This is a genomic window from Algoriphagus limi, from assembly GCF_024919275.1.
GTDB lineage: Bacteria > Bacteroidota > Bacteroidia > Cytophagales > Cyclobacteriaceae > Algoriphagus > Algoriphagus limi.
In genome coordinates this window covers 512,228-535,309 of the sequence record NZ_JANWGH010000003.1, presented here as the reverse complement: position 1 = coordinate 535,309, position 23,082 = coordinate 512,228, and the positions used below count along the sequence as shown (strand labels likewise).

Here is a 23,082-nt window from a genome sequence, read left to right as displayed (position 1 = left end):
TGCTCGAGAAATTTTATCTCGAGCATTTTTATAATCATTTTTTCAATTTCACTACTTCTTCATATACCCATCCCGAATAGCCTTGAATTCGGATCCTTCTTTCCAATTTGGCCATTGGGTAGAATTCGAGATATTCTGGCCAATGTTGTAAAGTAATTGTACATCTTCTGCAGCTCCCTCCAAATTCCAACGTTCTGGATCGTACTCATCGGAAGGCTTATGATAATACTCAATCGTGTAATTTTCCTCGAGTTCTTTTCCGTATTCCTTTCCCTTTTCCACATGGTCAATTCCATTTTGGAAGTAAAGAGCAGGAACCCCTACCTTGGCAAAATTGAAATGATCTGAACGAAAATAGTAACCAGCCACTGGATTTGGATCTGGAGCCGCATATCTCCCCTGCTTTTGCAATTCCACATCCAAAAGATCTTCCATTTCTGATTGTCCTCTACCAATCACAGAAACATCCCGCATTTTCCCATAAGGATTGACCCCATCTATATTGATATTCGCAACGGTTTTACCCAATGGATAGATTGGGTTTTGAGCGTAATAAGCAGAGCCCAATAACCCTTGCTCTTCTGCAGTAACTGCTAAAAAGACAACCGTTCGATTTGGGGCTTTTGACTCCTGAAAAGCTTTAGCCAAAGCTAATAAAGCAGCCGTACCAGAAGCATTATCCAAGGCTCCATTGTAGATACTATCTCCTGTTTCATCTGGTTTTCCTATTCCAAAATGATCCCAATGCGCAGTATAAATCACATATTCTTTAGGCTGCTCGATACCAGTGATTTTTGCAACCACATTTTTGGAGGTATTGTAGGTGGCGTTTACTGCCATCGATGAACTTGCCGTCAAACCCATAGGAATAGCTTCAAAATCTGGCTTTCGAGCCTTTGCCAATAATTCTCTTTCATTCAGCCCAGCCATTTCAAAAAGCTTGTTGGCAGTAGGCAAGGTCACCCAACCTTCAAAGGCCAATTTATAACCCTCCTTTCCCCGATCGTCCAAGTAAAGCTTGGAAGCATTCCAAGAATTTTGAATCACATTGAATCCATAACCAGCCGGAATAGTATTATGGACAATCAAGCACCCCAAAGCTCCCTGACGAATTGCTTCCTCATATTTATAGGTCCATCGGCCATAGTAAGTCATGGTATTTCCTTTGAAAAATGAGGCATCTTCAGTTCCAAAGCCAGGATCATTGACCAAGACTACGACGATCTTGTCTTTCACATCGATGTTTTTGTAATCATCCCAGCCATATTCCGGAGCCACGATTCCAAATCCTGCAAAGACTAATTCTGCATCTTCAAATTGTACTTCAGAATCCGTTCGCTGCGTCCATAAAACATAATCCTTCAATCCTTCCAATGTCATGGACTCGTTAGACGATTTGATTTCCATGGTTGGAGAAGCTTCTGTGAAAATTGAAACCAAGGGAACATCCTGAATGTAGGAGTCACCATTTCCAGGCTCCAAACCATAAGACTCAAATTCATGAACTAGATAACCTATCGTCTTATTCTCGCCTTCCGAAAAAGGCATCCGTCCTTCAAAATAATCAGAGGATAAGGTATCAATGAGTGGTTCTAGGTCAGAGACTTGAAATTGATAAGGCTTTTCAGGGCTACATGCTGCCCAAGCAACTAGGGAAGCAAGAATTAGAAGGTTGATTTTTTTCATGGCTTTAGCGAATGATTAGCAATTAGAAAGCTACGTAAAATTTGAATTGATTTGTAATTTTTTAAAATTAGAGCCAGGTCAACTAAACCATTTTTTACTATGAAAACTGCTATCATTTTAATTGCTATTCTTCATGGTCTTATTCATTTGCTTGGATTTTTAAAAGCTTTCAAGTTTGCACAAATCGAGCAGTTGACAGCTCCTATTTCTCCTGCTTTGGGTTGGGTTTGGCTTTTGGGAACTATCCTTTTTTTGGTTTTTGCAATTCTCGGATTCTTGGAAAATCCGTCAGCAGGATATTTTGGAATACTAGCAGTCCTGATCTCTCAGGTATTAATTTTTTCTGTTTGGCAGGACGCCAAGTTTGGAACCATCCCAAACATAATCATTCTCATTACAGCGATTCAAATGCTTTTCATATCCAATTGGAACCAAAAGCTTGAAGATGAAAAAGCAGCTTTCCGAGAGAAAACTGAATCTGTAGAACTTCGAAAAATAAGGGAATTACCTAAACCCCTTATCAAGTGGCTAAACCGGATAGGTTTTGATGAAACCAATCCTATGACAATGGCAGAGATACACCAAAGCGCAGAGTTGAAAATGAAGCCGAGTCAAGATGATTGGAAGCTTGCGACAGCTTTTCAACTTACTCGTGTGAATTATCCGGCTTTCCATTGGGAAGTTGAAATGCAAATGCTACCTGGGATAAAAATTTTTGGAAGAGATCAGTGTTTGAATGGAAAAGGAGAAATGCTGATTCTGCTCGGCGGTATTTTCCCCATCGTTGAAGAGAAGGGAGAGAAAATTGACGAAGGAAGTATTCAGCGACTTTTGGGTGAACTTGTCTGGATTCCAAGTCTAGCGCTCCATCCTGCTATCTCCTGGCAGGAATTAGATGGAAATTCCGCAAAAGCCTCCTTAACAATCGGAGAGACTATTGGAACCGGCACCTTCTTTTTTGACGAAAATGGAGATTTCATTCGATTTGAAGCTTTGAGGTTTTATGAAAACAAACCCGAATCAAAACGCTTTCCTTGGATCCTAACCGTACAAGAATATTCAACTTTTCAGGGCATAAAAATTCCAAGTACAATGCGAGCAACTTGGCGGTTTGAGGAAAATGATTGGACATGGTTGAAGTTGAAAATAGAGAATATTCAATACGATTTTTGATTATACTTTTTCTTTGATCGGAATCACCTCTAGATGTGATGGATATCATTCAATTCCCTTTAAAAGAAAAGGAAATTAAGGTCATTAATTCACTTAAACACAAAGAATCATGGGCGCTATAACTAAAAGAAGTAGAGGTTTTTGGCCCAAAATGGCCCAAGACTTCTTTGGAGCAGAAAATCCCTTCGAATGGGATGACAAGTTTTGGTTCATGGATAAAACCGTGGAGGTTCCCTCAGCTAATGTGATCGAAAATGACAAAGAATTTAAGATCGAATTATCAGCTCCGGGATTTGATAAGAAGGACTTCAAAATAGATGTTGAAGAAGGCGTATTGAATATTTGCGCTGAAAAAGAACATCATGAAGAAGAGGAAAGAGATCAATACCGTAAGAAAGAATTTTCTTACACCAGTATCCGAAGATCTTTTGTGCTTCCCGAAAATGTATCTGAAGAATCCATTGATGCCAACTACAAAAATGGATTGCTCAGATTAGTCCTTCCAAAAAGTAAAATGATCAAGGGCGAACATAAGAAAGCCATTGAAGTAGGTTAGTAGCTTCCCTAGGGAAATACTTTTTTGTTAGTAAGGTGGGAGCCCCGATTAAAGAAATCGGGGCTTTCATTTTTTCAGTTTTCCTTTCCTACCGTGACAATTCATTGGAAATCCCCGATTTATTGTAGAAATTTCTTCAAACCCCAGAACCATGAAATCAAGATTAAACTTCCGACTCCTAGCTTTTTTCCTGTTGTTGATTTTGGCAGCCTGCCAAAAAAATCAACTTCAAATCCCCGGTTTACAGGAGGAAGTGGAAGTGATTCGGGATGAAAATGGAATCAACCATATTTTTGCTCAAAATGAGCAAGATCTCTTTTTCACCCAAGGATATTTGGCTGCAAGAGATCGGCTTTTTCAATTTGAATTGTGGCGTAGACAGGCTACAGGAACTCTCGCGGAAATTCTAGGGGAACGTGAGTTGGAACGAGACCGAGGGGTAAGACTATTTAAATTTCGAGGTGATAAGGAAACGGAACTGAGGCATTATCATCCTCGTGGGGTTGAAATCGTCGATGCTTTTGTCGAAGGAATTAACACCTACATCGCTGAAGTACGGGACAATCCAGAATTGCTTCCAATAGAGTTTAAAATGCTTGAAATCCTTCCTGAATATTGGACTTGGGAAGTGGTCATTTCCAGACATCAGGGGCTTCTGGAAAATGTGGTAGATGAACTCGATATCAGTCGGGTGGTAAGTCAAATTGGTCCTGAGAAAGCCAAAGAATTTTATTATTTCCATCCCAATGAACCAGTTTTGGATTTGGACCCAAGCATACCAGAGGAATTGCTAATGAAGGATATTCTAGCTCCCTACCAAGCATTTAGAAAGAGAGTAGAATTTCGCAAAGAGGATATTGTGGAATCATTTCGAATAAGTGAGGATGAGTTTGAAAAATCAACTGCATTACTTGAAGAATCCATTCGGTACACCTTGGAGTCCGATGCCTTCGCTCAAGGAAGCAACAATTGGGTGGTTTCAGGAGAGAAAACAGCAAGCGGCTATCCATTCATGGCAAACGATCCACATAGACTTCAGGCTGTTCCTTCCCTTCGATATTGGGTTCACTTGAATGCACCAGGGTGGAACGTCATCGGAGCAGGAGAACCTGAGATTCCGGGAGTGTCAATCGGTCATAACGATTACGGAGCTTGGGGACTTACGATTTTCTCTACGGACAATGAAGACCTACGTGTTTATGACATTTCACCTGAAAACCCAGAGTTATATTTCTTTCAGGGAGAATGGAAAGAAATGGAGAAAATCCAGGATACCATCCGGGTCAAAGGCGGAAAAGAAGAAATCGTCACACATCACTACACCATTCACGGTCCAGTGACTTTTATCGATGAGGATTTGAATAAAGCGGTGGCGGTAGAATGCGCTTGGCTGGAACCGGGTTCTGCACCCTATTTAGCTAGCTTGCGAATGGACCAATCTCAAACTTGGGAAGAATTTCGGAAGGCATGTACCTACAATAATATACCAGCTGAAAATATGGTTTGGGCTGGAAAAGATGGAACAATCGGGTGGCAGGCAACCGGAATTACCCCAATTCGAAGAGGTTTCTCAGGTTTGATTACGACAGCTGGGAATGGAGATTATGAATGGGATGGCTATCTCCCTATTGAAGACAGACCCCATTCAGTCAATCCGGAATCAGGCTTTATTGCGACAGCTAATCAAAATGTAGCCGAGGAAAATTACCCTTATCCAGAGGCTTTGGGCTATGAATGGTCTGATGATTTTCGGGGAGAGCGAATCAAAGAGGTTCTGAGTCAAAATAAAAAATTCACCGTTTCAGAAATGGGAGCCTTGCAAAACGACTACCTCGCCTTGCCAGCAAGACGATTGATTCCTTTTCTTAAAAGTTTGACTTGGGAAAATGAGCGCGTTGATTCCCTAAGTCAAGTATTACAGGCTTGGGATTTTGTTCTAAGTCCTAATTCTATTGAAGCTGGAGTCTATGTGATGTGGGAACGAATTCTGAGAAGGAACATCTCTGAATTGATGATCCCTGATGAAGTGAAGCCTTGGATGGGCAGTATTCAGTTAACGCGGGTTTTGGAATGGATGGATAATCCTGAAAAAATGTACAACAACAACCCTATTGGTAATAGAGATCGATTATTGGCGGAAAGTTTTGAGCAGGCCATTAAAACATTAGAAGAAAAACTTGGCGAAAACCCCTCCAAATGGCAATATGGTCAAGCGGATTACAAACATGCCCAAATTATTCATCCTTTGGGTCTAGTGGTCAATAAAGCATGGCAAGCCAAATTGAATACCGATATCCTACCTCGAGGTGGCTATAGTTTTACGCCAGGTGCCAATGCCTACGGAGATAATAATACTTCGGGAGCCTCATTCCGAATTGTAGTAGACACTGGTGATTGGGAAAATACAATTGGAATCAACACGCCAGGACAATCCGGAAATCCCGAAAGCCCATTTTACAAGAATTTATTCCCGATTTGGGCAAATGATGAGTTTGTGGGGATTCCTTTTTCAAAGGAAAAGATTCAATCAAAAAAAGCCTATACCGAGCAATTTTATCCAAAAAACTAAACCCACCACCAATCGGTCCCTTCCTTGAGACCTATCAACGTCAGGTACTTTTGGATTTCAATTCGCTCCTTTTCTTCAGGATATATGGCTACCAGTAATTGTGGGTTGGAGATTTTTTCAATGAGTTTGAAGTCCTTGGTATCGTGAATCTTAAAATGAACTTGATGCTCCTTCAAAATCTTGGAGATCAGCTCTGATTTTTTGTTTTTCCCCCAAATCAACAAAGGACCGCCTCTAAAATCCAATTTTAAAAAGGCATTGATTTTTAATTCTAAAAAAAGCTTTTGGGTGAAATAATTAGAGTTGTGGGTACTCCGATCGGGATGTTCCCTCCAGTATAAGGTTAATTCCTGTACAGCTTCAAAATTTATTTTCCTTTCATACCATTTGATAGCCAAATCATAATCCTCCGGATAGTGTAGATTTCCAAATCCACCAATTAAATCAATATTTTCCCGATAAGTCAGCCAATTGGGAGAGGCGATAACACATTCCCTGTAAATTTGGGCATATTGATTCCCATGCATGTTGATATCATTGAGCCAACTTTGGTAATCTAGGTTACCAGGACTTACTTCATGCTCTGAAAAATAAAGCACCTTTCCTGTCACAACGGTATGCCTATCGCAGCGGAGCAGTCGGTTCCGCATAATTTCCAACCGTTTTTCCGGCATGCGATCATCCGGATCCATCCGGGTAATCATTTTCCCTTTGGAAGCTGAAAAAGCTAAATCCAATGCGGGAATAACTCCATGTCCTGTATTTGAAAGAAGTTTAAATCGGGGATCTTTTTTGACATATTCCTCAAAAATCAAAGCACTCTTATCCTGTGAAAAATCATTCACGCCAATCACCTCAAAATCGGGGAAGCTTTGAGTAATGATTGATTCAAGACATTCCTCTATCCACTTCTCAGCATTTTTGAAGGGGATGAGAATACTGATTTCAGGAACTTTTTCCTCTTTTTCTAACATTAAATCCCCTCTTGTTCGATTAGGTAAACCAAGGCAGTCATCGCTGCAGCACCTAACTCCAATTCCCGTTGATCTACTGCTTCAAAAACATCAGCTGCTGTATGGTGATAGATAAAGTATCGCTGTGAATCTGGATGTAGACCAATCAAGATAGGCCCCTGATCCCGAAGCGGACCAATATCAGCGCCTCCACCTGGCACGTCCAATTTCCAAATATTATAGGGGGTAAAATAATCTCTCCAAGAGGCTAATTTGGAACGTTGGGATTCGGTTCCTGTTGAAGAAAACCCGATTGGTAAAAAACCTCCAGAATCCGACTCGATAGCAGCAATGTGTTTTTCACCTTTTTCTTTGGCTACACGAGCATATTCTCTTCCTCCCATCAAGCCGTTTTCTTCATTCATCCACATTACAGCTCGGATGGTTCGTTTCGGCTTCCAACCCAATTCCTTGTAAATCCGCAAAACCTCAATTGCCTGCATACACCCTGCTCCATCATCATGCGCTCCTTCACCCACATCCCAAGAGTCCAAATGCCCACCTACAGCGATGATTTCATCTGGTCTCTCAGTACCTCGGATTTCACCAATCACATTGTAAGAAAGAACCTGACCTCTCATTTCTCCCTGAGATTTTAAAAAGACCTTCAAATCAGATTGTTCTTTCAGCAAATCACTTAAAAGCTCCGCATCTTGGGTACTGATTGCCAAAGAAGGAATCTCAGGGAAATCAGGATTATAGCGCTGATTTCCAGTATGTGGGATATGATCGATCCGATTGCTCATGGAGCGTACAATAACTCCAATCGCTCCATACTTCGATGCTTCAGCGGCACCTGAACCTCGTTGACCAACTGCTCCGCTGTAAGCTTGAAAAGTATTGACTTTGGTAGGGTCCATGGGCTGATTGTAAAAGACAATCTTTCCTTTTGCACCCTCTGCCAAGGCTCGCAACCCCTCCAATCCTTGAACCTCCACTACTTCTCCCACCAATCCACTTGGTCCTGTCCCTTGAGTATTTCCTAAGGCCAAGGCCTGAAGGTCTACTGTGCCCAATTTTTCGGAATTGACAATCTTAACCTCATCTTTTCCACCACGCACCCAATGCGGAACCATTACCGGCTGTAAATAAACTGTGTCAAATCCATAGCTTTCCATAAGTTGACGGGTATATTCCACCGCAGCAGCTGCTTGGGGAGAGCCCGATAGCCTGTGACCAATGTCTTTGCAGAGGTAGCGTAGATTTTCATAGGTATGGCCTTTGGTCAACTCCAGATTGAAAATGCTTTGAATATTTTCTTCATGATTTTGCGCTAATGAAATACCAGGAAGGAGAAAGAGGACGAAGAGTAATTTTTTCATGCTTGATTGGGTTTGGTATGAAATGAATAAAAAGTTGGGAATTTTCAAACCCAAAAAGGGATAAAGGAGAAAAATACCACTCGATCAAGAATTTGTACCCTGAAAGACCGGATAGAATTACTTATCTTAATAACTCATCAAACCCCTACATTATGAAACTTGGAGCTTTTTCAATCAGTCTTTCAGTCAAGGACTTACAAGCCTCGCGGAAATTTTATAAGCAATTGGGTTTTTCTGTCTTCGCAGGAAGTGAAGAAATGAATTACCTGATCATGAAAAATGAACAAACGCTAATCGGACTTTTTCACGAAATGTTCGAAAAAAATATTTTGACCTTTAATCCAGGTTGGAATCAGGATGCCCAAGTTCTTGAAAATTTCGATGATGTAAGATCAATTCAGCAATCACTTAAAAACGGTGGGATTCCTCTTGCGCAAGAAACTGATCCTAATGGAAAAGGGCCTGGAAGCATCCTATTATTTGATCCTGATGGAAACGGTATTTTAATCGATCAGCACGTTTGATCCGTTTCTTTTAGTAATTTTTCTCACAGAAAGGCATTACTGATTCCTATTACATTTGTCAAAAAACCGTTCAAATGAAATACCTGACGCCCTTTTTCCTTTTCCTTCTTTTGATTGCTGTTTCCTGCCAATCTGACAAGGGAACTAATCAAACCGTAACTAATTCCGGAGCTTCTGTAGTGAACCTGAACCCACAGGAATTCAGCAAATTAGGAAGTACCGGAAATATCCTGGATGTAAGAACTCCGGGAGAAATCGCTCAGGGGAAAATCGAAGGAGCTATCGAAATCGATTACTACCAGCCTGATTTTCAGAAAAAAGTCCAAGAACTCCCAAAAGACAAGCCAGTTCTTCTGTATTGTGCTGTTGGTGCTAGAAGTAGGGAAGCAGCTGAGCAATTAGTCGAAATGGGCTTTACGAATGTGTACCATTTACAGGGAGGTATACAGGCTTGGTATCAGCAAGGTTTACCGATCGTTAGGGAGTAAAAAGATCTTAATATACATCCACAATAAAATAGTGGATACCTCCACCTTCAAAGGAATCCCCTTTTTTCTTTCCTTTCATGGCTTGAAAAATGGGTGCTTTGGTAGAGATTCCAAAGACGCATTTTCCATTCACATCCACCTGTTCAATGGAAGTTGACACAAAAAAGATTCGCTGATCTGTTTCAACTACTGCTCCTTCATCCACTGTTTGAAATTCCTTTTCTGGGTCTATGGATTCCAGAATTTGAAGCTCTTTTTTCAAGAAGGTAAGCTCATGCTCCAGCCTAACGATCATTTCATTTTGATCCCCGCTTCCTTTCTGAGATTGGCTGGCACTTTCATCATGATTGGTCAGGTTTTCACGAATATTTTTTAGCTCTTGCTCAAAATCAGAAATGGTTAATTCCTGCTTGACTTTACAGGCTTGCAAAATGCTTTTTTTGGAAAGACGGTTAGATTTCATGGCTTCTGGAATTGGTAATCAATATTACCTTCCAAATACCAACTTAAAAATGATAATTGTCACCTGAAGGAATGAAATAAGCCAAACTGATCAAGCTTAGCAAATCAATTTCCTTCAATACTTTGATCTTGAAACACCTCGTGATTTTCATTCCCTCCAGATATCAAGTAGGCCATTAAATCCTTCAATTCTTCTTCATTAAGGCGATTAATAAGACCGGGAAGCATGATGGATACATCTGAATTTTTGGTAAAAGCCACGGTATTTTTTGGAATAGTACGTAAATCATCCGGAGCAAAAGGGTTTTGAGACACGTAATAATTAGCGTCATCCTCATTGGTCAAGCGACCAACGATAGAACCTCCCTCTTTCAATTCAAAAACCGTCGCGTGATATTGTTCAGAAATCACAGCACTTGGATTGATGGTAGCTTCCAAAATATCCTTCTTGGAAAAGCGTGTGCCTAATTGGGTTAAATCCGGTCCAATAATTCCACCCTCACCCTGCATGGTATGACAAGACTGGCAAAGCGTGGCCTGATACATGGCCTTCCCTTTGAGATAGTCCCTTCCCTGGAGATTTTCTACAATTGCAAGTGCATCTTCCACTTTCCAACTTCTTCCTGGACCTTCTGGTTGGATCCCTGTATCGGCTATATCATTTCCACTCGAAGTCAATAGTTTCCCACCTGAAAGCTCATCATATTTTTCAAAATCCTCAGGGACTACATGTGCCAGAGCCATTTTTCGGGTTCGATCCAAAAAACCAACATAGCTTCTACCCCCTTTGTAATTGGTCAGAGCATTCTTGATCCAAGCAAAATATTCTTCCCGCATTTCAGGAGTCCAGCCTGTCTCAGCTCCTCCCAAGACGGTAGCAAAATAGGTCGCTTGGGCTGGTGGAACATTTGCGAGCATATTCGCTATATCCAAACCGTATTGAGGATTTCGAAAAACCAGCTCCGCCGAGGATGTAAATGTCTTTTGGTAATCAGCATCATCTTTAGCAGTCTTCAGCAATGCCAAGGTCTTTTCCACCGCATCCGGTGCATTAAGATGAGTCAAAAGCACTGAAAGTGAGCGATTCAGCATGTTGTCATCAGCAGGGAAATTCGGTGAAAGATAAGCTATCAATTCAGATTTAACGGGATTTGAAGCATCATCAAATCGATATAAAATCACCTCAATCGTCCGAAGTAAATCCTGCTTTTCTTTTTCAGAAAGCTCAGAATAATCAATGCTCATCAAAGCCTGAAGCATGGGAATAGCATCTGCATTTTGGCTGTGCCGAGCCAATGCCAAAATAGCCTGGGTTTTCTTTACAGGATTTGTTTCAGCTAAGGCTTTTTCTCTCCAAGAATTCACTGGTTGATGTTCTAAGGCTATCCGGGCTGCATACTGAACAAATCGGTCAGCATGATCAAGATTTCCCCAAGCCAATTCCAAACCTGCGGGATCAGCAGGATCTACATGGAATTTCTCCAAATCACGACGGAGTTTGGCTTCGGAAGGAAGATTCTCCATGCTCAAAGGAGTATATATATCCAAATCACCATCGAAATACACCCGATATAAATCCGACTCCAATCTTCTACCTCCTGAGGCAAAATACATCGCTCCATCTGGACCGATCGTACCATCCGTCAAAGGAAGTGGGGACCCTGAAATGAATTCCTCAGCAGTAGCTTGATAACTAGCTCCTGAAGGGTCTAAATGAATCGCATAAATTATCCCAAAACTCCAGTCAAAAGCGTAAAGCGCCTTTCTATAGTGGGCTGGGAATTTCGCATCTGTGCCAAACATGACATTAGTCGGAGAACCTTGCCCGATATTCAAAACTGCTGGGAGATTGTCCGGATAATTGGGAGACCATTTGGCATTCCCTGTACGCCAGCCAAATTCAGCTCCACTTGTCACATGATTAATCCGAGTGGGGCGATACCAAGGCATTCCGAAGTCCCACTCCATATCCGAGTCATAGGTAAAAAGATCCCCTACCTCATTGAAAGCGATATCAAACTCATTTCGAAAACCTGCAGCGATCAATTCCCAATTTTTTCCTTCGGGATCAATTTGAGCAATCCATCCACCGGGAGCTTTTCGATTATTCGCATGACCACGAGGATCCTTAATCAATGGAAAAAGATTATCCTCATCCCAAACTCTAGGAAGTCGATATTGATCCATCTCGGGAACATCCACATGATTTCCAGCAGAAAGCACAATATGCTTTCCATCCGGAGATAATTTCAAGGAATGAGGCCCATGTTCTCCTGGCTCCCCGGAAAAAGTCCGAATTTCGGTAACCGTTTCATATTGATCATCTCCATCTAAATCCTGAATCCGGTACAAGCCTGTGCTTTTTGAAAATTTATCGTCCGGATTATGATTAACCATGACATAAAGGCTATTGAAAGCATACAATAATCCTTGGGCATATCCCATCCCAACCTGAGGCTCAGCCACATTTCCAACTATCAATCTTTCTACCTGTGGAGTCAAATCTTCTGAACCAATTGAAGGAATAGTCAGTCGATAAAGGAAACCATATTGATCGGCAGTAATCATTCTGCCCTTGTCATCAAAAGTCATTGCCACCCAGGATCCCTGATCATTTTCTCCCGGACTGTAGAGGTGTTCGACTTTAAATCCATCTGGGATTTTGAGTTTATCGATTTTTGGATTTCCTGTTAATTGTCGCTCAGGGCTGGGTTTTTCACAGGAAAAAACCAAGAATGAAAAGGCCACAAAAAAGAAAGAATATAGGATTTGATTTTGGGTTATCATGGGCTACTAATTGGTTTTCAATTTGAAATTTAAAAAAAGCAAAAGAGATAAGCACCCAAATGATCTACCATTCACAAAAAAGAGGAGGAAATTTTGTTTTAAAAGACCTTGATTTCACTTCAGTTGAACCTTAGGGAAATAAAAGCGATATTTCCTATTCATTTGCCCGATCTATAGAATCCAATCCTCATGATGAAACGTGCTTCTCTTGCCATCCTAATTCTTTTTATTGTCCTTCTTTCCTCCTGCCAAAAAGAAAAAAAGCTCGCCTTAAATAAAGGCAGCCGTATTGCTTTAGTTGGAGGAAACCTGGCTTCCAGAATGATGGAATTTGGCTGGTTTGAAACTGAAATGCAGATCCGATATCCTGATAGTACTTTATTCATTCGGAATATGGCTGACCCAGGAGACACGCCGGGATTTCGCCCTCGCTCTGCAACCAATGATCCATGGGCTTTCCCAGGAGCTGAGCTGTTTCAAGATGAATACGCAACTTACTCCGACTCACAGGGATTTTTTGAAAAACCAGACCAATGGCTAACACGCCTTCAAATGGATATGGTGATTGGCTTTTTTGGTTTCAGTGAGTCTTTTCAGGGAATAGAAAAACTTCAAAACTTTAAAGATGAGCTGGAAGCTTGGGTAATTCATTCCAAAGCTCAAAAGTATAATGGGAAAACTGCACCTCAATTGGCACTGGTTTCTCCTATCGCGATGGAAGATATTACCGATATCGTAGATGTTCCGGATGGAATCGAGCAAAATGAAATCATTCGCGCTTATACCCAAGCGATTGAGGAAGTAGCCAAAAAACATGAATTGGTTTTTGTAGATGCATTCACAGCGAGTCAGAAATGGTATGAATCTACTGCTGAACCTTTGACAATTGATGGCTCACAACTTACTGAAGAAGGATATAAAAAATTAGCTCAATTATTGGCAGATGAACTTTTTGGAGAAGCTGATCAAAAGGAAAACGGAAAACTAGAATCCGTACATCAGGCTGTAATGGAAAAAAACTGGATGTGGCACAATGATTACAAAATCCCAAATGGCGTCCATGTTTTTGGAAGAAGGTATGATCCATTTGGCCCGGATAATTACCCCTATGAGTTGGAAAAAATCCGTCAACTCACCGCCAATCGAGATTCTGCCATTTGGGCTGCAGCTCAGGGAAAAAAATACGATTTGATAGCAGCTGATGCAAAAACCAGAGATTTACCCGAGGTAGAAACCAACTACAATCCACAGGCAAATGGCAGCTTGGAATACAAATATGGAGAAGATGCTTTAGCAAGTCTAAAAGTTCCTGAAGGATATAAAATCGAACTCTTCGCATCTGAAGAAGAATTCCCGGATTTGGCTAATCCAGTTCAACTTTCTTTCGATAATAAAGGAAGGTTGTGGGTTGCAACCATGCCAAGCTACCCTCATTTCAAACCCGGAGATCCAAAACCATCTGACAAACTCATCATTCTGGAGGACACGGACAATGATGGCAAAGCAGATAAGCAAACCATTTTTGCAGAGAACTTGCATCTACCAGTGGGCTTTGAAATTGCCGCAGAAGGAGTTTACGTATCTCAATTACCCAACCTAGTCCTTCTTCAAGACACGGATGGAGATGATAAAGCGGACAAAAAAATAATCCTGCTTTCAGGTTTTGATGATCATGATACCCATCATGCGATTTCTGCTTATACCACCGATGAATCGGGAGCGATTTACATGGCTGAAGGAGTCTTTTTACATACCAATGTTGAGACATCATATGGTCCGGTACGAGCAACGAATGGGGGATTTTATCGGTATGAACCGAAGCGACACAAATTGGAGCGTGTCAACCAAGTCGCTATTCCAAACCCTTGGGGAATTGCTTTCGATGACTGGGGTCAAAATTTTTACCTCGAGACTTCCGGTCCAAACCTCAATTGGATGCTACCGGGATCTGTTCTCCCTCGATATGGCAACTCCAATTTCAAGGGGCCAAACTTGGTAGAAAAAGACCAAATGGTCCGACCCACTTCGGGCTTAGAATTCGTTTCCAGTCGTCACTTCCCGGATGAAGTTCAGGGAGATATTTTATTGAATAACACCATTGGTTTCTTAGGTACTAAGCAACATCGAATGATTGAAGATTCTGTCGGTTTCAAAACAGAATTTCGTCAGGACTTGGTTAGTTCTACCGATCGAAACTTCCGTCCAGTTGATCTTGAATTTGCTCCTGATGGTTCATTATACATCGTTGACTGGCATAACATTCTAATCGGTCACATGCAGCACAATGCCCGGGATCCGCTTCGTGATCATGTGCATGGCAGAATTTATCGGATTACCTATCCATCACGGCCTTTGGTTACGCCAGCTAAAATTGATGGTGCCAGTATTCCAGAACTTTTGGAAAATCTGAAGCTTCCTGAATATCGAGCCCGCTATCGAACTCGAAGAGAATTGAGAGGACGAGACGCTTCGGAAGTTTATCAAGCTGTTGAAAAATGGATAGCTGACTTGGATCCATCCGATCCAAATTACGAACACAACCGTTTAGAGGCACTTTGGGTGACATGGGGAATCAATCAGCTTAATCAGGACCTTTTGGAATCACTCTTGGAGTCAAAAGACCATCGTGTACGAGCCGCTGCAGTTCGAGTACTCCGATATACTGGTCATCAAGTCAAAGACCAAGCAGACTTACTTCTGAAAGCGGCTTCTGACCCACATGGGAGGGTTCGCATGGAAGTCATAGCCGCCGCCTCTTGGCTACCTCAGGAAGAGGGAGTGCGAGTTTTGGCAGAGGTTGAAAAACAGCCAAAAGATGGGACTTGGATTCCTCGAACTTTAGAAACAGCCATTGCACATATTAATGGACTTTCAGTCGAGGAGAAAAAAGAAGAAGATATCAAATCCAGTTTGACAGGTTCTGATCGAGAGCTTTTTGTTCTTGGAAAAGAAATCTACGCTAGGGAAGGATTTTGTGGAACTTGCCATCAATTGGATGGAGGCGGATTGACCGCTTCCCAATTCCCTCCACTCCGTGGCACCTCTTGGGTAACTGGTAATCAAGAACGATTAATCAAAATTGTATTAAAAGGCATCATGGGGGAAATCGAAGTCAACGGTCGCGTATATCCGGGACAGGTTCCGATGACCCCTTATGAAGGCATGCTGAATGACACCGAAATTGCTGCAGTACTTACCTATGTACGCAATTCCTTTGGAAATCAAGCCTCTCCTATTTCTTCGGATTTGGTTAAACAGGTTAGGGAAGAAGTAATGGATAAGAAAGGATTTTGGAATGCTGATGAATTGCTTCAGATGCATCCGATGGAGAAATAGCCCAAACTTTCCCCTTTTAATTTCAAACCCATTCAAATCTTTAATTAGTAGGCATCATGCTCATCCGTATTCTTTTCTATTTGGCTTTCCTCTTCTTGATTGATTGGTATGCTATTCAGGCTTTCAAGACTTCATTTCCTGGTAACTTATGGATCAAAATTGCATTTTGGGCCTTTTCCATTATCGTTTACCTTTTTGTTGCTTACACATTTTTAACCTTTAACAATAGAGGGGTTTCTAGTCCAAACTTTGGGAGAATGGCCTCTCTGCTTATTCTTTCAATAATTCCTAAACTGATTATCCTGATTTTCTTATTTGGGGAAGATATTTTGCGGGTTTCCACTGGAGTCTTTCACTCCCTTACTGGAAGCCGTGAAGGAGACTTTTTACCAGATCGAAGAAAATTTTTAAATCAGACAGCCTTGGCACTAGCTGCTATCCCCTTTGTAGGAATCCTGCATGGTGTGCTGATAGGAAAATACCGCTATCGAGTGATCAGGCATACCTTGGAATTTGATGACCTTCCTGAAGAATTCGATGGCTTCACCATCACTCAGATTTCGGACATTCACTCCGGAAGTTTTAATGATAAAAAGAAATTGGAATATGGAGTAGACTTAATCAATCGACAAGGCTCGGATGTCATTCTTTTTACCGGAGACTTGGTGAACAACCGATCTGAGGAGATGGAGCCTTGGATAGAGACCTTCAAAAAACTCCATGCTCCGATGGGCAAATACTCCATTTTGGGAAATCATGATTATGGGGATTACATGTCTTGGCCGAGTCAGGAAGCCAAAGCATCCAATATGCAGCGCCTGTTTCAAATTCAGGAAGAATTGGGATTCAAGCTTCTTCGGAATGAAAACATCCAAATCCAAAAGGGCAATTCAAGTATAGATCTTATTGGCGTAGAGAATTGGGGAAAAGGATTTGCTCAATATGGAGACTTGGCAAAAGCAGCGGCTAATCTGACCAAGGAAAGCTTCAAAATTCTGATGAGTCACGATCCTTCTCATTTTGATGAGGAAGTAAAATCTTTTGCCCACCATATTCACCTCACACTGAGTGGACATACCCATGGAATGCAGTTTGGGATAGAAATCCCCGGCTTTATCAAGTGGAGTCCTGCTTCACTTCGATACCCCAAATGGGCTGGTTTATATGAAGAATTGGGCAGATACCTTCATGTGAATAGAGGCTTTGGATTCTTGGCTTTTCCGGGACGGGTTGGGATTTGGCCGGAAATTACGGTGTTGGAGTTGAGGAGGAAATAGTTAAAAAACTTGTAACTTCTATCCTAAATTTAAGGTGATTCACCTGAAGAAGAATGTAAATTATTCAGATAGTATCCTCTACATAAAAATTACTATGAAAAATATAGCTCCTATTATCCTTATAGCCTTACTCATTTTTGGTTGTTCAGAAAAGAAAACAAATGAAAATGAAATTAAGAACCAGGTACTGGCTACTTATAATGAAATGTACACCTTATATGGTCAAGGAACTGACGAATTTTTCAGTTATTTTGAAAATGATTTTCTAAGACTTACACCATCTGGAATTTATCAAAGAGGTGTCAAGGATCAAAAAGATAGTTGGAATGAATACTTAAAAGCCAAAAAATTAGCCTTGGAAAGTTTTGATGAACCTGAAATGATAATCAGTCAAAACCAAGTAATCACCATAGGGGGCTACGTTGAATATTTTATTGACAGGGACACAAATGACAGTATTTACAACCGAGGAGTTTATGTTGCTACTTGGAGGAAGCAAGACAACGGGGATTGGAAAATTTGCATGGATACTTGGCATTCAGGGTTGGATTAGAAAAAATTTCTTAAAATAAGTATCAGTTTTTTATATAATTTTTCCCTAGGATTTCACCTAAACCCCGTGCAAACTTATAATTCTTATTTAAATTAAAATTCTCCAAAGAAAAGGAATTACCCCCCGAAGTGTTTTAAACCGGGGAGTGATCACATTCAATATTATTTCAAATTCTTATACCGAATTCTTTTCGGAGTGACATCACCCAAACGCTTTTTCTTGTTCTCTTCGTAATCGGTGAAGTTACCCTCAAACCAATAAACCTGAGAATCTCCCTCAAAAGCCAGAATATGTGTACAAATTCTATCCAAGAACCAACGGTCGTGGGAGATAATCACCGCACAGCCTCCGAAGTTTTCCAAGGCTTCCTCCAAGGCACGAAGTGTATTTACATCCAAGTCGTTGGTCGGTTCGTCCAAAAGCAAGAGGTTTCCTCCTTCTTTCAGGGTCAAAGCCAAATGCACGCGGTTACGCTCACCCCCTGAAAGCACTCCGACTTTTTTCTCCTGATCAGATCCGGCAAAGTTGAACTTGGAAACATAGGCTCTCGAATTCACCTCCTTATTTCCCAACTTCATCAATTCATTGCCTTCAGAGATCGTTTGGTACACTGTTTTATTTGGATCCAAATGATCATGCTCTTGATCCACATAGGCAAGCTTCACTGTCTCACCAACTTCAAAGTTTCCGGAATCCGGTTTCTCTTGTCCTGTAATTAATTTGAAAAGCGTGGTTTTACCCGCACCATTTGGACCGATTACTCCTACAATACCACCTTGAGGCAGAGAAAAACTCAAATCTTCAAATAGCAACTTATCACCATAAGCTTTCGAAACATGATTAGCTTCAATCACCTTAGCACCCAATCGAGGCCCAGGTGGAATAAAGAGCTCCAATTTTGCTTCTTTCTCTTTTGCTTCTTCTCCTACCAGCTTATCATAAGCATTCAGTCGGGCTTTCCCTTTTGACTGTCGGGCTTTTGGAGACATTCGGATCCATTCCAATTCCCGCTCCAAAGTCTTTTGACGCTTGGATTCTGTCTTTTCTTCTTGCTTTAAGCGCTGTTGTTTTTGATCCAACCACGAAGAGTAATTTCCTTTCCAAGGAATACCCTCTCCCCTATCCAACTCTAAAATCCATCCGGCCACATTATCCAAGAAATAACGGTCGTGAGTCACAGCGATAACTGTTCCTTTATATTGCTGCAAATGTTGCTCAAGCCAAAGAACAGATTCCGCGTCCAAGTGGTTGGTAGGTTCATCTAAAAGCAATACATCCGGCTCCTGAAGCAACAATCGACAAAGTGCTACTCGTCTTTTTTCTCCTCCGGAAAGATTACCAACATTAGCATCACTTGGAGGGAGTCTCAAAGCATCCATCGCCTTATCGAGCATCACATCCAATTCCCAAGCGTTGGCAGCATCCAGTTTTTCCTGAACCTCCCCTTGACGCTCAATCAATTTGTTCACCGCATCAGGATCATCCATCAAGGCAGGATCCATGAATTTCTCATTGATCTCTTCAAACTCTTTCAACAAATTCACGGTATCAGCTACTGCCTCCTCCACGACTTCTTTCACCGTCTTATTTGGATCGAGCTTAGGTTCCTGCTCCAACATTCCCACGGTATATCCCGGCGAGAAAACGACCTCACCTTGATAGTCTTTATCTACTCCAGCGATAATCCGGAGCAAGGAGGATTTACCTGAACCATTTAGACCTAAGACACCGATTTTGGCACCATAGAAAAATGAGAGATAGATATCTTTTAATACTTTTTTCTGAGGCGGGTAGATTTTTGATACCCCGGCCATGGAAAAGATGATTTTTTCTGCACTCATGCGTTGAATTTTTCCTGAGAATTTGCGTTAAACAGCAAAGATGCAAAAAAAGCCCTTTCTTAGGATAAGTGCTTTTGAATTAATTAATTTGCGGAAAATTGAAAACGACCACCTATAACCTACTGTAGTGCGATGGAGCATCCATATGGATACATTAAAGACAATAAAGTTTTTCTGAAGGGATTTTTGGGAAAACCTGATCGAGAAATCGGCGAAGTGAAGGAAGATGAGGCATCAACCATCGCTTATTTTGAGGATCGTTTTGAGCAGATCAAGGAAAAGGTAGAAAAACTGAAAACGGATATTCAAGAGAACCAAAACAAGGGTTCTTTCTTGATGAAATTGATCCACCTTCGGGATTCTTTGTATGCCTCTGATGCACTTGGCGATTTTGTTCCTTTGATAGAAGAGCTTAATCAGCAGGAAAACTACCTAAACGAAATCATCCAAAGCAATCGAGCTAAAAATCTGGAAATCAAAAAGGCTTTGATCCAGGAAGCTGAAGCCCTGAAGGATGACACAGACTGGAAACAAACTACAGAAGCTTTCAAGGATTTGAAGATGCGATGGATCAAAACCGGTCCTGTCGAAAAAGAAATCCAAGAAGAAATAGAAGCACAGTTTAATGATGCCGTGCAACACTTCTTCGAAAACAGAAGACATTATTATGAAGGCATGGCCCTTCAGGCAGAAGAAAACATCAAGGTTTATGAGGCTTTGGTGGTTCAAGCCCGAGAAGCACACGATCTTCCTGATGCCAAGATGGCTTTTGAAATCAGCAAGCGAATTCAAAAAGAATGGAAAGCCGCTGGAAAAGTTCCTGCTGAAAAAAGACAGCCACTTTGGGATGAGTTTTCTCGCTTGAACAATCGAATATTTTCTCGGTATAAGCGTACTCTAAACCCTGGGCCGCAAATGCACCCTCGGGAGGTGATGAAGAAAGTGGAAACGCTAACTGAGGAAATCAAAAAATTGGCTTCCAAAGACACCAGCCCTGAGCTAATCCAGCGGGCAAAGGAAATTCAGCAAGAATGGCGAAAACTCCCTCCTCGCAAGCCTAAAGACGCCAATCTTTTGGCACGTTCTTTTCAGTTTTTCTCTGACGTGGTTTTTGAGAAAGCTTTTTTGGACAAGTTGATCCACAACAAATACTCGAATTTCGATGGTAAGTCCCCTCAGGAGCAACTTCAAATCCAAACAGCGCTTTTGAAAGATTTGCTTCACCGAGATCAGACTGAATATGAAACCGCACAGGACAATTCAGGCAATTTCCGAGTTCAGACTGGAGACTTTGAAATTATGATGAAGAAAAAATTATTTGGTCTTAAGCGGAAAGTGGATGTAAAAAATCACATCTTAAAGCAACTTTCTCAGAAATAATGAGTACAAGCATACATATTTGAAAAAAAAGATAATTTTGCACCCTTTATAATCCGGAACACTCTAAAACGAATACTATGTACTGGACACTAGAATTAGCATCCTACTTGGAAGACGCTCCTTGGCCAGCAACCAAAGACGAGTTGATCGACTACGCTATCCGCTCAGGAGCACCACTTGAAGTGGTAGAAAACCTCCAAGAATTGGAAGACGATGGAGAACCTTATGAAACCATCGAAGAAATTTGGCCGGATTATCCGACCAAGGACGATTTCTTCTTTAACGAAGACGAATATTAATTGAAAGCCCCTTTTTGGGGCTTTTTGTCTTTTAGACTAAAGCCCAAGTACTTGTCGTAAACGGCTATATCCAGTTTTACTGACCGGAAGTTTTTGCCCACTTTTCAAAAATACCAAATAGCTATCCCGCTCATAGGGTTCGATCCGAGTGATTTCATTTAGATTCAGCATGTAGGATCGATGGATTCGAGCAAACTTTTCAGGTGACACCGCATCTTCCAAAGCTTTCATGGTCATCTTTTTGAGATAAGTACCTGACTCTGTTACGATCCGAATGTAATCATCTGCTGCTTCAAAATAGCTTACCTGTTCAGTGGGAATAATTTTAATTTCATTCTTCACCCGAACCACCAAACGCTGTCCTTTATCTGCCAATTCGGAAATAGAGGCGTTTTGCTTTGCCTCTCCTGCAGAATGTTTTTCTAAAAACCGATCTATTGCCTGTTGAAATCGCTGCTTGGAAAAAGGCTTAAGTAAATAATCAATGGCTTTCGCATCAAAAGCTGCCAAGGCAAACTGATCAAAAGCGGTCGTAAAAATCACCTCTGGAGGATTATCCAATAACTCCAACATCTCAAACCCAGTGATTTTGGGCATTTGCACATCCAAAAAAATCAAATCCGGCTCATGTTGCTGAATAGCTTTGTAGCCTTCAAAGCCGTCATGGCAGATAGCTGCGATTTCAAAGCGCTCATCATCTTTCAAAAATTCTTGAACCACGCTGGCAGCCAAAGGTTCATCGTCAATAATGATGGTTTTGATCATTTTGGTTGGGGTATCTTCAAATTTACTGAAAAACTTGTTCCTTCTTCAGAGGTGCTGAGTAGGTCATTTCTTCCAAAAAGTAAGTAAAGCCTTCTTCGAAGAGAACTTAGCCCAAAACCTGTTCCTTTTTGAGGAGGGTTTTCCGGGTCATAGGGATTTTCAATTTGAACAACCAGATAATGTTGCTCTTTCCTTGAACTCAAATGGATTTTTACTTCTCCTGTTACTCCATACAGCCCATGTTTGATGGCATTTTCCAAAAGCGGCTGAATCAATAATTGAGGAATTTTGAGTTCTTCGGAATCAGGCGAAATTTCAAATAAAACCTCAAGCCTATGCCCAAATCGCACCCGCTCAATTTCAAGATACATCTGCAAATAATCGAGCTCTTCTTTTAAAGTAGTCCAAGTCTTTAGGTCTTTTCGAATGGTCCCTCTCAGAAAATCCGAAAGCATTATCACCATTTCTCTGGCTCGATCCGGCTGACTTATGACCAAAGCACTAATTGAATTCAAGCTGTTAAACAAAAAGTGAGGCTGAAGCTGCTGTCTCAATTGGGAAAGTTCAGCTTCCTTGCTCAACTCCATCATGTGCAATTCCCGATTTTTGGTTTCTTCCTGCTGTTCTAATCTCGAAACCACCATGGCCAATAATGTGATCATCAAAGCAGCCAATGCCAAAATTGCCCAGCGAAGGTAAAAGTGCTGTTTTAAAAAATCGAGATACTCCGCCTCTTCTGAGAAAGCCAATCCAGCGGAAAATCGATGCAGCAATACCACCAAAAAAGACAGAATCAAAGGTAAAATCAAAAGGAGAATCATATTCCCGCTTTTGGGATTGTAAAAAGTGAAAATTCGATCTAGAACAGTCACCAAGCCAACAAAAAGAAGAGTGAAAATTCCAGCATCAATTAGGGCTTTAAACGTTTCGATTTCATAATGCCTTAAGATCAAAAAAGTACCAAGGAACCAGGCTAGGCTGGCTCCTTGGATAATCCAATAGTACTTTTTGGTGGATCGAAAGGCCCTTGAAAACACAGTTCTTGCGATTT

18 protein-coding genes are annotated in these 23,082 nt (G+C 41.2%); 10 read left to right on the top strand and 8 right to left on the bottom strand.

Going from position 1 to position 23,082, the window contains the following annotated elements:
* Positions 1-51: 51 nt before the first annotated feature.
* Complete coding sequence (locus tag NY014_RS14545) at positions 52-1,686, bottom strand: M28 family metallopeptidase (RefSeq protein WP_259415279.1); 1,635 nt, start codon at positions 1,684-1,686, stop codon at positions 52-54.
* Between the two features lie 99 nt (positions 1,687-1,785).
* On the opposite strand from NY014_RS14545, the gene NY014_RS14540 reads away from it, so the two are divergent.
* The 3 genes from NY014_RS14540 to NY014_RS14530 all read left to right on the top strand — a co-directional run bounded on the left by NY014_RS14540 (position 1,786) and on the right by NY014_RS14530 (position 5,984).
* A complete protein-coding gene (locus tag NY014_RS14540; protein ID WP_259415278.1) occupies positions 1,786-2,859 on the top strand; it encodes a DUF6544 family protein in 1,074 nt (357 codons plus the stop codon).
* A gap of 109 nt (positions 2,860-2,968) precedes the next feature.
* Positions 2,969-3,415, top strand: a complete 447-nt coding sequence (locus tag NY014_RS14535; RefSeq protein WP_259415277.1) for an Hsp20/alpha crystallin family protein — start codon at positions 2,969-2,971, stop codon at positions 3,413-3,415.
* A 151-nt stretch (positions 3,416-3,566) separates the two neighbouring features.
* A complete protein-coding gene (locus NY014_RS14530) occupies positions 3,567-5,984 on the top strand; it encodes a penicillin acylase family protein (protein WP_259415276.1) in 2,418 nt (805 codons plus the stop codon).
* Here the strand turns inward: NY014_RS14530 and NY014_RS14525 are convergent.
* Together NY014_RS14525 and NY014_RS14520 are read right to left on the bottom strand one after the other, a co-directional pair.
* Positions 5,981-6,958 (bottom strand): glycosyltransferase family 2 protein, encoded by a 978-nt coding sequence (locus tag NY014_RS14525; protein WP_259415275.1) that lies wholly within the window; start codon positions 6,956-6,958, stop codon positions 5,981-5,983. The two genes, NY014_RS14530 and NY014_RS14525, sit on opposite strands and share 4 nt — an antisense overlap.
* Positions 6,958-8,319: a M20/M25/M40 family metallo-hydrolase gene (locus NY014_RS14520; RefSeq protein ID WP_259415274.1), complete on the bottom strand. Its 1,362-nt coding sequence runs from the start codon at positions 8,317-8,319 to the stop codon at positions 6,958-6,960. Before NY014_RS14520 ends, NY014_RS14525 begins: the two co-directional genes overlap by 1 nt.
* A gap of 152 nt (positions 8,320-8,471) precedes the next feature.
* Between NY014_RS14520 and NY014_RS14515 the strand changes: the two genes are divergently transcribed.
* A complete protein-coding gene (locus tag NY014_RS14515) occupies positions 8,472-8,843 on the top strand; it encodes a VOC family protein (protein WP_259415273.1) in 372 nt (123 codons plus the stop codon).
* Positions 8,844-8,917: 74 nt separating this feature from the next.
* A complete protein-coding gene (locus tag NY014_RS14510; protein ID WP_259415272.1) occupies positions 8,918-9,331 on the top strand; it encodes a rhodanese-like domain-containing protein in 414 nt (137 codons plus the stop codon).
* Between the two features lie 7 nt (positions 9,332-9,338).
* On the opposite strand, the gene NY014_RS14505 is transcribed toward NY014_RS14510, so the two are convergent.
* Complete coding sequence (locus NY014_RS14505) at positions 9,339-9,794, bottom strand: GreA/GreB family elongation factor (protein ID WP_259415271.1); 456 nt, start codon at positions 9,792-9,794, stop codon at positions 9,339-9,341.
* 104 nt (positions 9,795-9,898) lie between these two features.
* On the bottom strand, positions 9,899-12,580 hold the full coding sequence (locus NY014_RS14500; protein WP_259415270.1) for a c-type cytochrome: 2,682 nt from the start codon (positions 12,578-12,580) through the stop codon (positions 9,899-9,901).
* 192 nt (positions 12,581-12,772) lie between these two features.
* On the opposite strand from NY014_RS14500, the gene NY014_RS14495 reads away from it, so the two are divergent.
* From NY014_RS14495 to NY014_RS14485, 3 genes are all read left to right on the top strand, one after another.
* The gene (locus NY014_RS14495; RefSeq protein WP_435520644.1) at positions 12,773-15,916 is read left to right on the top strand and encodes a PVC-type heme-binding CxxCH protein; all 3,144 of its coding nucleotides are present in this window, start codon (positions 12,773-12,775) and stop codon (positions 15,914-15,916) included.
* 56 nt (positions 15,917-15,972) lie between these two features.
* A complete protein-coding gene (locus NY014_RS14490; RefSeq protein ID WP_259415268.1) occupies positions 15,973-17,193 on the top strand; it encodes a metallophosphoesterase in 1,221 nt (406 codons plus the stop codon).
* Between the two features lie 94 nt (positions 17,194-17,287).
* Positions 17,288-17,746 carry a Cif family virulence factor gene (locus NY014_RS14485; protein ID WP_259415267.1) on the top strand — a complete coding sequence of 153 codons (459 nt, stop codon included), beginning with the start codon at positions 17,288-17,290 and terminating at the stop codon, positions 17,744-17,746.
* 161 nt (positions 17,747-17,907) lie between these two features.
* Here NY014_RS14485 and ettA read toward each other — a convergent pair whose 3' ends face one another.
* A complete protein-coding gene (gene ettA, locus NY014_RS14480; RefSeq protein ID WP_259415266.1) occupies positions 17,908-19,587 on the bottom strand; it encodes an energy-dependent translational throttle protein EttA in 1,680 nt (559 codons plus the stop codon).
* A 132-nt stretch (positions 19,588-19,719) separates the two neighbouring features.
* On the opposite strand from ettA, the gene NY014_RS14475 reads away from it, so the two are divergent.
* The gene (locus NY014_RS14475) at positions 19,720-20,967 is read left to right on the top strand and encodes a DUF349 domain-containing protein (RefSeq protein ID WP_259415265.1); all 1,248 of its coding nucleotides are present in this window, start codon (positions 19,720-19,722) and stop codon (positions 20,965-20,967) included.
* Between the two features lie 77 nt (positions 20,968-21,044).
* A complete protein-coding gene (locus tag NY014_RS14470) occupies positions 21,045-21,266 on the top strand; it encodes a DUF2795 domain-containing protein (protein ID WP_026952747.1) in 222 nt (73 codons plus the stop codon).
* A 36-nt stretch (positions 21,267-21,302) separates the two neighbouring features.
* Here NY014_RS14470 and NY014_RS14465 read toward each other — a convergent pair whose 3' ends face one another.
* Complete coding sequence (locus tag NY014_RS14465) at positions 21,303-22,031, bottom strand: LytR/AlgR family response regulator transcription factor (protein ID WP_259415264.1); 729 nt, start codon at positions 22,029-22,031, stop codon at positions 21,303-21,305.
* Entirely contained in the window at positions 22,028-23,068 is a 1,041-nt protein-coding gene (locus NY014_RS14460) for a sensor histidine kinase (protein ID WP_259415263.1), read from the bottom strand. The genes NY014_RS14465 and NY014_RS14460 overlap by 4 nt, the downstream gene beginning before the upstream one ends.
* Positions 23,069-23,082 lie beyond the last annotated feature (14 nt).

What these genes read in the sequence shown, in the direction of transcription:
- NY014_RS14505 (WP_259415271.1), bottom strand. Translation starts at nt 9,794, where the DNA reads ATGAAATCTAACCGTCTTTCCAAAAAAAGCATTTTGCAAGCCTGTAAA.
- NY014_RS14485 (WP_259415267.1), top strand. Translation starts at nt 17,288, where the DNA reads ATGAAAAATATAGCTCCTATTATCCTTATAGCCTTACTCATTTTTGGT.
- NY014_RS14490 (WP_259415268.1), top strand. Translation starts at nt 15,973, where the DNA reads ATGCTCATCCGTATTCTTTTCTATTTGGCTTTCCTCTTCTTGATTGAT.
- NY014_RS14495 (WP_435520644.1), top strand. Translation starts at nt 12,773, where the DNA reads ATGAAACGTGCTTCTCTTGCCATCCTAATTCTTTTTATTGTCCTTCTT.
- NY014_RS14465 (WP_259415264.1), bottom strand. Translation starts at nt 22,031, where the DNA reads ATGATCAAAACCATCATTATTGACGATGAACCTTTGGCTGCCAGCGTG.
- NY014_RS14510 (WP_259415272.1), top strand. Translation starts at nt 8,918, where the DNA reads ATGAAATACCTGACGCCCTTTTTCCTTTTCCTTCTTTTGATTGCTGTT.
- NY014_RS14545 (WP_259415279.1), bottom strand. Translation starts at nt 1,686, where the DNA reads ATGAAAAAAATCAACCTTCTAATTCTTGCTTCCCTAGTTGCTTGGGCA.
- NY014_RS14525 (WP_259415275.1), bottom strand. Translation starts at nt 6,958, where the DNA reads ATGTTAGAAAAAGAGGAAAAAGTTCCTGAAATCAGTATTCTCATCCCC.
- NY014_RS14475 (WP_259415265.1), top strand. Translation starts at nt 19,720, where the DNA reads ATGGAGCATCCATATGGATACATTAAAGACAATAAAGTTTTTCTGAAG.
- NY014_RS14500 (WP_259415270.1), bottom strand. Translation starts at nt 12,580, where the DNA reads ATGATAACCCAAAATCAAATCCTATATTCTTTCTTTTTTGTGGCCTTT.
- NY014_RS14470 (WP_026952747.1), top strand. Translation starts at nt 21,045, where the DNA reads ATGTACTGGACACTAGAATTAGCATCCTACTTGGAAGACGCTCCTTGG.
- NY014_RS14530 (WP_259415276.1), top strand. Translation starts at nt 3,567, where the DNA reads ATGAAATCAAGATTAAACTTCCGACTCCTAGCTTTTTTCCTGTTGTTG.
- ettA (WP_259415266.1), bottom strand. Translation starts at nt 19,587, where the DNA reads ATGAGTGCAGAAAAAATCATCTTTTCCATGGCCGGGGTATCAAAAATC.
- NY014_RS14535 (WP_259415277.1), top strand. Translation starts at nt 2,969, where the DNA reads ATGGGCGCTATAACTAAAAGAAGTAGAGGTTTTTGGCCCAAAATGGCC.
- NY014_RS14515 (WP_259415273.1), top strand. Translation starts at nt 8,472, where the DNA reads ATGAAACTTGGAGCTTTTTCAATCAGTCTTTCAGTCAAGGACTTACAA.
- NY014_RS14520 (WP_259415274.1), bottom strand. Translation starts at nt 8,319, where the DNA reads ATGAAAAAATTACTCTTCGTCCTCTTTCTCCTTCCTGGTATTTCATTA.
- NY014_RS14540 (WP_259415278.1), top strand. Translation starts at nt 1,786, where the DNA reads ATGAAAACTGCTATCATTTTAATTGCTATTCTTCATGGTCTTATTCAT.